This window comes from Okeania sp. SIO2B9 (genome assembly GCF_010672505.1).
Lineage (GTDB): Bacteria > Cyanobacteriota > Cyanobacteriia > Cyanobacteriales > Microcoleaceae > Okeania > Okeania hirsuta.
Genome location: NZ_JAAHGK010000117.1, coordinates 1 through 9,552 on the forward strand (window position 1 = coordinate 1; position 9,552 = coordinate 9,552).

At 37.8% G+C, this 9,552-nt stretch carries 6 protein-coding genes and 1 pseudogene; all 7 read right to left on the bottom strand.

Annotated features, from left to right (window positions below):
• Positions 1-126: 126 nt before the first annotated feature.
• On the bottom strand, positions 127-966 hold the full coding sequence (locus F6K13_RS06610; RefSeq protein ID WP_287287049.1) for a phytanoyl-CoA dioxygenase family protein: 840 nt from the start codon (positions 964-966) through the stop codon (positions 127-129).
• A 164-nt stretch (positions 967-1,130) separates the two neighbouring features.
• A complete protein-coding gene (locus F6K13_RS06615; RefSeq protein ID WP_124155957.1) occupies positions 1,131-2,390 on the bottom strand; it encodes a hydroxymethylglutaryl-CoA synthase family protein in 1,260 nt (419 codons plus the stop codon).
• Between the two features lie 4 nt (positions 2,391-2,394).
• The gene (locus F6K13_RS06620; RefSeq protein WP_124155956.1) at positions 2,395-3,618 is read right to left on the bottom strand and encodes a beta-ketoacyl synthase N-terminal-like domain-containing protein; all 1,224 of its coding nucleotides are present in this window, start codon (positions 3,616-3,618) and stop codon (positions 2,395-2,397) included.
• Positions 3,619-3,659: 41 nt separating this feature from the next.
• Positions 3,660-3,899 carry an acyl carrier protein gene (locus tag F6K13_RS06625; RefSeq protein WP_124155955.1) on the bottom strand — a complete coding sequence of 80 codons (240 nt, stop codon included), beginning with the start codon at positions 3,897-3,899 and terminating at the stop codon, positions 3,660-3,662.
• Between the two features lie 110 nt (positions 3,900-4,009).
• A complete protein-coding gene (locus F6K13_RS06630; protein ID WP_287287051.1) occupies positions 4,010-7,735 on the bottom strand; it encodes a beta-ketoacyl synthase N-terminal-like domain-containing protein in 3,726 nt (1,241 codons plus the stop codon).
• Positions 7,736-7,819: 84 nt separating this feature from the next.
• Positions 7,820-9,352 carry a phosphopantetheine-binding protein gene (locus tag F6K13_RS06635; protein ID WP_353735640.1) on the bottom strand — a complete coding sequence of 511 codons (1,533 nt, stop codon included), beginning with the start codon at positions 9,350-9,352 and terminating at the stop codon, positions 7,820-7,822.
• Positions 9,353-9,381: 29 nt separating this feature from the next.
• Positions 9,382-9,552 (bottom strand): annotated as a pseudogene (locus F6K13_RS06640) (uL13 family ribosomal protein); the annotation flags it as partial.

A 9,552-nucleotide genomic window follows, 5' to 3' on the forward strand; every position in this document is an offset into this window, starting at 1 on the left:
CTTTTCAGAGTTATCTGCAATTCTTTCTGATAAAGTTTTTAAAACGTAAGGTTTATATCATAAATAGGAAGATTTTAATCCCTTCTTAATTGAACGTGTAACCATAACCAATTCACTATCTTTATTTTAACGAGGTAGTGTTTTATAGAATCTAGAATGCAATTGAGTATATGTTGAAAACAAGCCCAAACGTTCCTCATCTGCCCGAGTATCATAATCTACAAGTCGAATCACAAAAGCACGTCGGATTTTATGTAAGCCAGGGTTTAAAGGGACTGAACGATGTAATACATATTTGTTAAAGAAAAGTACATCGCCAACTTTATACTGGTCTTCTTCATAATCATCTTCAATCGTATAATCTATTACATCTTCTGTGATTTTATTCATAATAGTATTGGCACCAGCTACATATTCATTCAAATCCCCTTTTGATTCATCCCACTTGATATTATTTCTTAAATGTAAATCATGAATAGTGTAAAGAAATTTCCCCGGAAAAGCATCTAGAGGAACATATTGCATTCCGCCTCGATATTCTTTAGTTATTTCATCTAAAGGAATCCATATTGATGCACCAAAGTCATCCATTTTTGTAAATGAAAATGAACCAACTCCGACGTGCCATCCTAATCCTTTCTGATTAGGTTCAACAGAAAAAAAGGCATTGTGCATGATCATTATTTTTTTGCCCGTGAGTTCATTCAAAAAAGGCAACTTACTTTTTATTAATGAAGACACAAAGTCATATTTGATTAAATCATAAGCATGGTCTTTTGTATCAATATTCTCATATTTACCTATCTTTAATGTTACTTTTTCTTTAGAAACTTCACTTTTTTCCTTGGCAGTTTCTAATGTTTCTTCAAGTTTTTTAATTTCGGAAGCATTAAAGAATTCTCTGATTTGACAGTATCCTTTTTTTTGATACTCTTCTTTTAATTGTCCTAAATTTTCTTGTCTCATGAGTTTTATCTCCTTTGTATTTGAATTTAACTTTTTTTTTTGATTTGTTGAGTTATTTTAAAGGTATAAACCCTCTCCATTCATGGAAAACAAATCAAAAATTCACTTTTACCCAATCCTCTTCTTTATAAAAAGAGGTAATTATTAATTGTTAATTATTGAAACTATACCCATTCATATTCTCGGTGAAATTCCTTGATTCTTTTCAGCACTAAGCGACCTTTACCTTCAATTTGTTTCCACACACCAGGGAATAGTTCGTAATCTAAAGTTACATTTCTAGTGCCAAAGGCAACTCTCGAACTATAATTCAGTAACTGCTCATATTCTTCCATATTTAAGGAATAGCGACTGGCTAAGTGATATCCAATATTTTGTTGATCTTGAATTTCTTTTCCTTGTGGAAAGGCAACTCCACTATAAAATTCCGAACAACAACCGGAACCATAAGAGAATATACCTATTCGTCGGGGTTTGCTAAAATCTGCATTGTCAATCATGCTAGCTAAGGATAAAAACACCGTCGCTCCCATGATATTCCCTACCTGTTGGCAGTAGACTAATCCTGGCATTACCCGTTTCTGAAAGTCCTCTTCTATATCGGCAGGTTTTGCTCTTTTGAACTTACGCATCATACTTCTGTGAGCGCCTTTAACCATACCTCCAAAGGGAGTATGAAAGCTCAAGTAATCAAAAGTTTCTTGATAATCTACCCCTTCTACCTGTTCTTGATAATGCTGGTAGGCATTTTCACAACAATCTAGGTAAGATAGCAATGATAAATCTGCATCTCCCGCTTCTGAATCTGGGTTGGGTCTACAAGTGTCCATGACTTCATAGCCATAGTAACCATTACATCCTACATCAGCTTGGAAAATTTTAGGAACATCACTGACTAACATAGCTACTGCTCCCGCACCACTACTTGATTCTGCAAAATACCAATCTTGGTTGATAGCCTCTCCTTCCTCTGTAACAATAAAACGGGATATATCAGTTCCTATAACTAAAGCTTTAGCCCCTGGAGATGTTTGGGACAAAATTAAGTTTAATGCCATCTGTAAACCTGCTGTAGATGCATAGCAAGCTTGCTTAATTTCAAACATTCGGCAGTTACGACTTAGCCCCAAATAATCCTGAATATAAGTGCTGATAGACTTGCCAAAATCAATGCCAGATTCAGTACAAGTTATCACCATTTTAATTTGTTGCTTTTCCAGATTGCTGAGGCCATCAATAATAGGTTTGGCTGCATTAATAGCATAAGAAACTGGGTCTTCAAAAGGCATCGCAACTGCTTTCTCTTTCATCATCAGATTATCGAAGCGAGTCATGTCTAACTGACGTGCTTGCCCCAACATTCGCACATCTATTTTAGCTGAACCCCCATATACATTTAGTGCTTCAATTCCAACTTTTGGCATAAATCTACTCCTGTGCTATTAATAAAGCTGTATTAATTCCCCCAAAACCAAAGCTGTTGCTGATCGCATATTTAATCTCAGCTTGAACAGAAGTTTCTTTCACCCAATTTAAACTGGTATCAATGGGATTGACTAAATTTTTGGTAGGATGACAAAAACCAAATTTCATTTGTAATATAGTGGCGATCGCTTCCACTACACCAGCAGCAGTTAGACAGTGTCCAGTTAAAGATTTTGTTGAGTTGAGTAGGCAATGCTGAAGTCCCGCAGATTTTAAAGCTCCCACTTCTGTTTTGTCACCAAGGGGAGAACCAGTACCGTGGGTATTCACATAATCAATACTCTCTGGTTGAAGGTCTGCCATGGCTAAAGCAGTATTTATAGCCCGCTCTTCACCTTTTTGGGAAGGTTCAGGACTACGGTTCCCATCTAAAGCAAATCCCCAACCCTTAAGTTGACCATGGGATTTAGCGCCCCGTTGTCGAGCGTGGTCAGTGCTTTCTAAAATAACTACTCCACAACCTTCTCCATAAATAAAGCCATCATGGTCTTGGTCAAATGGCCTACAAGCAAGGTCTGGGCGATCGGCGAAACGTTCGCTTCCCATTGCTCCTAAATTCATCAGTGCTTGTAATTCATACCCTGATAGATCGGATAAAGTTCCCAAGGCAATGCAAATATCACTATTCCCCATTAAAATTTGACGGGCAGCATGAATTATAGCAACTCCTCCACTAGCGGAAGCTCCTCCTACACTATATCCCTCGCCTTGAATCTGAAAACACTGGGAAATCAGACCCAATATATCTGTATCCCAAAACGTCAGTCCATAAGTTGGTCGTATAAACTCCTGACGTGAATTATAACGTTGCCAGATTTCTTGCTGATAACGTTGTTGTAAGTTTGAACCACCTACAACTAATCCTACTCGTTCTGGGTTAACTTGGCTGGAGGTGAGTTGAGCATCTTGCCAGGCTTCAGCGACGGCTACTGTTGCTACTTGGGCGCTCTTAGTAGCAGCGCGCAAAAGTCCACTATACTCAGGAAATAGGGTTCTGGTTTCAATATCGGGAATTTCGCCACCAATAAATGGTTTGACGCTTTCACGTCCAGGCTGTTTTAAATAAGCAAATTGAGTTTTCCCTGATAACAGAGCTTCTTTAAAAGTAGCAATTCCTTGACCAATGGAAGTAACAATGCCCATACCTGTTATCTCTATGTTGCTCATTGATAAGCCCTCTAGTTTTGTTAATTCCCATGATTCACTGCTTATAATTTGCTGGCAAATATATCGGCCAGTTCTCCTAGATTGTTGGCTCCTGCTAATTCTATGCGTGGAATATTTAAGGATAAGTCTTCCATGACCATCATTATAATTTCTGCCCTACTTACTGAATCAATGCCTAAATTTTTTAGACTATCAGTTGGTGATAGAGGTACTCTTTCTAATTCTGGTGCTATTTCACAAGTATGTTTTTTGATTATATTAAATATTTGTTCTTTGTTCATAATATTCATTCTCCTGAAAAATCATAATTTTTACTCGATCAGGACTTAGTCATAGTCACCATATCTAGTAGGAGTTAACGGCATTAAATCCCTACAAGTGGCGTATATTTTCATATTTTGCGTAAGTCCTGTTGATTCTTGACTTGTTGAATCATTTTATTTCCTTCCTGGACTGTTAATTCTCCATTAGCTACTCTACTCAATATTGAGCGTAATTTTTCTTTGATTTGTGCTTGTGAATTTCCAGGTAAATAATCTTTTTGAATAGATTCTTTATGCTCTGTGGGGAATTTACTTCCTCCTGTAGAATAAATTTCCTGGGTAATATGTTTGGCGAAATCCAATAAGGTAGGGTAGTCGTATAGTTTAGTAGCTTTTATATTTAAGTTGTAAGTTTTATTGATTTCAGTTATCCATTCTACTCCAACAATAGAATCTAAACCTAAATCCACAAACTTTTTGTCTTCTTCTATTTCACTGATATCCGCATACAAGGCTTCCGCTAATTGTTGCTTCAAAGTTTCTTTGATTTGTAAGAAATTGTTCTGGGAGTCAGTTAATTTTAGAGATTGGTTACTGATAGTTGTTCCAGTTTGGGCAGATGGCGATCGCGACCCATCAAGATTTTTACCTTGAGTTAATAGGGTATCAGCGATATACTTTGCGAAATCTAATAAGGTAGGATAGTCGTATAGTTTAGTGGCCTTTATATTTAAGTTGTAAGTTTTATTGATTTCAGTTATCCATTCTACTCCAACAATAGAATCTAAACCTAAATCTACAAACTTTTTGTCTTCTTCTATTTCACTGATATCTGTATACAATGCCTCTGCTAGACTTTTTTTGAGGGTTTCTTTAATTTGAGTCAAATCTATATTAAAGCTACTCAATTTGGTTATATTTTCTTCAACACCAGCAGCAGGTTGTCCTTGAACTGGCAACTGAGCCAATTTCATTTTCGTGTTGGCTTCTATAACTGGCGCAGTATTTTCTACATCTAGTGATTCTGGAGCTGATAACCTTAGTTTTGGCTGCTGTAATATTATCTGGTCTGTGTCCCTTTGTACTTCCTGTGACTGGATATTTGCTCCATCAAGTTTGACTTTTTCTACAGATGTTATGCTCTTTTTGTCTTGAGTTGTCTGTTGACGAGTATCTTTTATCCAATAGCTTTTTCGTTGCCAAGGATATGTAGGTAACTCTACCTTATTACGGGAATAATCCTGATCGAATCCTAACCAATCAATTTTTATTGCCCGGACATACAATTCCCCTAAACTTTGCAGCATTTGTAACCAGTCTGGTTTCCCCAAACGTAAACTGGACAACCATACTTTTTTTTCTCCCATGAGACACTCACGACCCATACCTAACAGTATCGGTTTTGGTCCTATTTCTAGGAAGATTTCAGCACCTTGTTTGTGCAAAGTTTCCATCCCTTGGACAAACTTTACTGGTTGACGTACATGATTTACCCAATATTCTGCTGAAGCAATACCATCATCTACTTCTTCTCCCGTAACGTTTGATATTAGTTGTATTTTGGGTCGGGTATAGGTGATTTCTTTGGCTACTCTTCCAAATTCTGTTAACATTGGTTCCATCAATGGGGAATGGAAAGCATGAGATACTTGTAGTTTTTTGGTCTTGACTCCTACAGATTCAAATTCACTACAAATCTTGGCTATGGCTGCACTCTCACCTGAAATTACTATACTTTCTGGTCCGTTAACTGCTGCTATTGTTACTTGGGAACTATATTCTTTTATGGCTTCTGTTACTTGAGATTCTGATGCCATTACTGATACCATCTCACCTCCGGAGGGTAACTTTTGCATCAACTTTCCTCGCATGGCTATTAGTTTCAGACCATCTTCTAAACTAAATACTCCTGCTACTGTTGCTGCTACATATTCTCCTACACTGTGTCCCATCACTACATCTGGTCTGACTCCCCATGAAGACCATAATTTGAATAGAGCATATTCCAGGGCAAATAGGGCAGGTTGGGTATAAGCTGTTTGATCTAATAAATCGGAAGTTGACTTTTGTGCATCTTTAGGATATATGATTTCTAATAGAGGTACTTCCAGATAGGGTTGTAAAATTTGGTCACATTCGTCTAAAGCTTGACGGAAAGTGGGTGCTTGTTCATACAGTTGCCTTCCCATATCTACATACTGGGAACCTTGACCTGTAAATAGGAATGCTGTTTTTACGATCTTATTTGGCGACTCTCCAGAATATAGTTGTGTTACTGGTTCTTGTAGTTGGTAGGATTTGAGTTTTTCTAGTAGCTGTTGCTGGTTTTCTACAATAGTAGCTAGACGATGCTTGAAATGTTTACGTCCTGTGTTTGCAGTGTAGCAAATGTCTGCAATTTCTAATTCCTGATTAGTTTCTATATAATTTTGATAATTTGCTACCAGTTGTGTCAGTGCTTCTGAAGTTTTTGCTGAGAGAGTTAATAGATTAGTTGGACGCTCTGGAGAATTTTCTTGTTTAATTTGTTCTGGAGCTTCTTCCAAGATTATATGAGCGTTTGTGCCTCCAATACCAAAGGAACTAACCCCCGCTCTACGAGGAGTTCCATTAGTCTTCCATTCGGAAAGAGTGGCATTAACATATAAAGGACTATTAACAAAATCTATTTGAGGGTTAGGTTCTTCAAAATGTAGGGTTGGTGGTATTAATTTATGTTTGAGAGCTAAAACAGTTTTTATCAGTCCTGCTACTCCTGCCGCTGCATCTAAATGACCCATATTACTTTTTAGGGAACCAATGGCACAGAAACCTTTCTTTTCTGTGCTATACTTAAAAGCTTGAGTCAGAGCTGCAATTTCCACCGGGTCTCCCAACTCTGTCCCTGTGCCATGAGCCTCTATATATGAAATTGTCTCTGGATCTATTCCTGCAACAGCATGAGCTTCGGCAATAACTGCTGCTTGACCTTCTATGCTAGGTGCAGTGTAGCCGACTTTCAAGGAACCATCATTATTAATTGCCGATCCCTTGATTATGGCCTGGATAGAATCACCATCCGCGATCGCGTTATTGAGGCGCTTGAGAAGTACGACCCCCACACCATCACCTGTTATTGTCCCCTTGGCTTGAGCATCAAAAGTTCGACAGTGGCCATCAGGAGAGAAAATCATCCCCTCTCGATATAAGTGTCCAGATTTTTGGGGAAGTTGAATCGAGACACCACCTGCCAGAGCTAGATCGCATTCCCCATTGAGTAAACTTTGACAAGCTGTATGGACGGCAACCAAGGAAGTTGAACAAGCAGTTTGAACGTTGACTGCTGGTCCTCTTAAATTGAGTTTGTAAGCGACACGAGTTGCCAAGAAATCTTTATCACTATTAATCATTAATTGATAAGAGTTCAATTGATTATCGTAATCAAGACTTGGATAAAGATTCTTCAATAAGTAGTGGTTCATGCCACTACCAGCATAAACTCCTATCAAACCTTCATAAGTATCTGGATCGTAACCACCTTTTTCTATAGCTTCCCAAGCACATTCAAGAAATAAACGTTGTTGTGGATCTATACATTCAGCTTCCTTACGACTATAACTAAAGAAACTAGCATCGAACATATCAATGTCCGACATCATAGCACGGGCTTTTACATAGTTAGGATTATTTAGTAATTCTGCTTTAACACCAGATTCTAGTAATTCTTCCTCTGAAAAAAAAGAGATACATTCAACGCCATCCTGAAGATTCTGCCAAAATTTATCGGTGTCTTCAGCTTGTGGAAAACGACCAGACATACCAATAACTGCTATCCCTAAATCGTCTATTAAATTTTCTTCATCTTGTGGATTCATTTTTTTATATTTTTTAATACATTAATTAACTAGCTATTTTGTTCGAGAATTAATTAAATAAAATGAAATAATAAATCAGCATAATTAATCTTTGAATTGATAGCGAGAACGATGTTTTTGTCTCCGTGCAAGTCTTTGTTTCATCATGCTTTTACCTTCTTTTAAGTTAGTATCACGAATATTTCGTGCTTCCTCGCTATCAGTTTTACTAATACTTTCACCTTTTATATGCTGACTCAAATAATAAATAGTTGGATATTTTAAAAGTTCTACTACTTGCAGCTCTATTTTAAATATTTCTTTAAGTTTACCACTTACCTGTATCAAGAGTAAAGAGTTTCCGCCTACTTCAAAAAAATTATCGTGAATGCCTACTTTTTCTAGTTTAAGCACTTCTTGCCAAACCTTAGCAATCTGTTGTTCTGTTTCAGATTTAGGTACGACATATTCAGTATGAGAACGATTAATGTCGGGGTTGGGCAACTTTTTCCGGTCTACTTTACCGTTGGGTGTTAATGGTAGGGAGTCTAACAACACAAAAGTTGATGGAACCATATACTGAGGTAGTACCTGTTCCATAAAAGTGCGTAGTTTAGGAACTAGCTGCTGAGATAATTTACTCTGTAAAGGATTATTGCTGTAAACAGTCCAAGGTTTTTGCTCCCTATTTTCTGTTGGTAGTAGGGGTAATCCATTATTTATTGGTGCAGATGATTTTTGCCAAAAGACAACATCGTAGCAATCGGAATTGAGAGCTGACCAAGTAATGTAGCTTTTATAAGCCAACTTATCAGCCAAATTCCAAAAATCTTCAGGCTCTATCCATGATACCTCCCACAAACCTGGTTTCTCCCACAAACCCGGTTTCTTGGAGAAACCGGGTTTGTTTGTCTTTACCAAAGCTTTACGTAAATCTTCAACCTTAACAAATTCATTTTTTCTTTTCAATAGTCCCTCAAGCTTTACTTGGGTTTGGAGCCGTGCATTGGGAATATCTTTAATTATGAGCATCTCTGGCTGTTTTTCTGCCAAAATTTCCTGGACAGATAATAATGTCAGTTCCTCCTGCTGCCAATTCAGCAATTCAGGGCTGCAACTAGGGGACAAAACTTCCTTTCCTATATGAAGAATCACATCATATCGGAACTTGGTAATCTCATTATCAGCACGACTACGCTTAAGCTGAATCTCTATCTGACTAATCTGGGGTAAATACTGCTGTAGCGCTTGGAAAAAGTCTGGATCTATTACCAGTTCCTCTTCTTCTTTTAATTTTTTTTGTACCCGCTGCCATAAATCTTCTACTTTTTGCTCGTCGGCAGCTTGGCTCAATAATAGATCGGTATGGAATGTTTCTAGTAGTCGTAAACTCCGCACATCTCCAATAAAGATTGTGCCACCCGGTTCCACTAATTTAATTGCATTTTCCAATACCCCTACTAAATATTCAATACTAGGAAAATACTGGACAACTGAGTTGAGAATTACAGCATCAAAAGATTCTTGCTCTAAGGCTTTAAAGTCATTGGCAGGCTGATTGTAGACTTGTACATGAGACAAATCTCCCTCTAATGTTTTTAATTGTGCCTCGACATAGGAAATAGCTTTTTCGGAAATATCTGTACCATAATATTTGGAAGTGTGGGGAGCTTTTCCTGACGCTTGTTGCCCGTCATCTGGATTTTCTCAGCATTGATGACAATCACGTTGTCACCCATGTCCATATGCGGTGTGAAGGTCGCTTTATGTTTGCCGCGCAGGCGGCTCGCCACGATCGACGCAAGACGACCCAGAACGATGCCTTCAGCATCAATCAG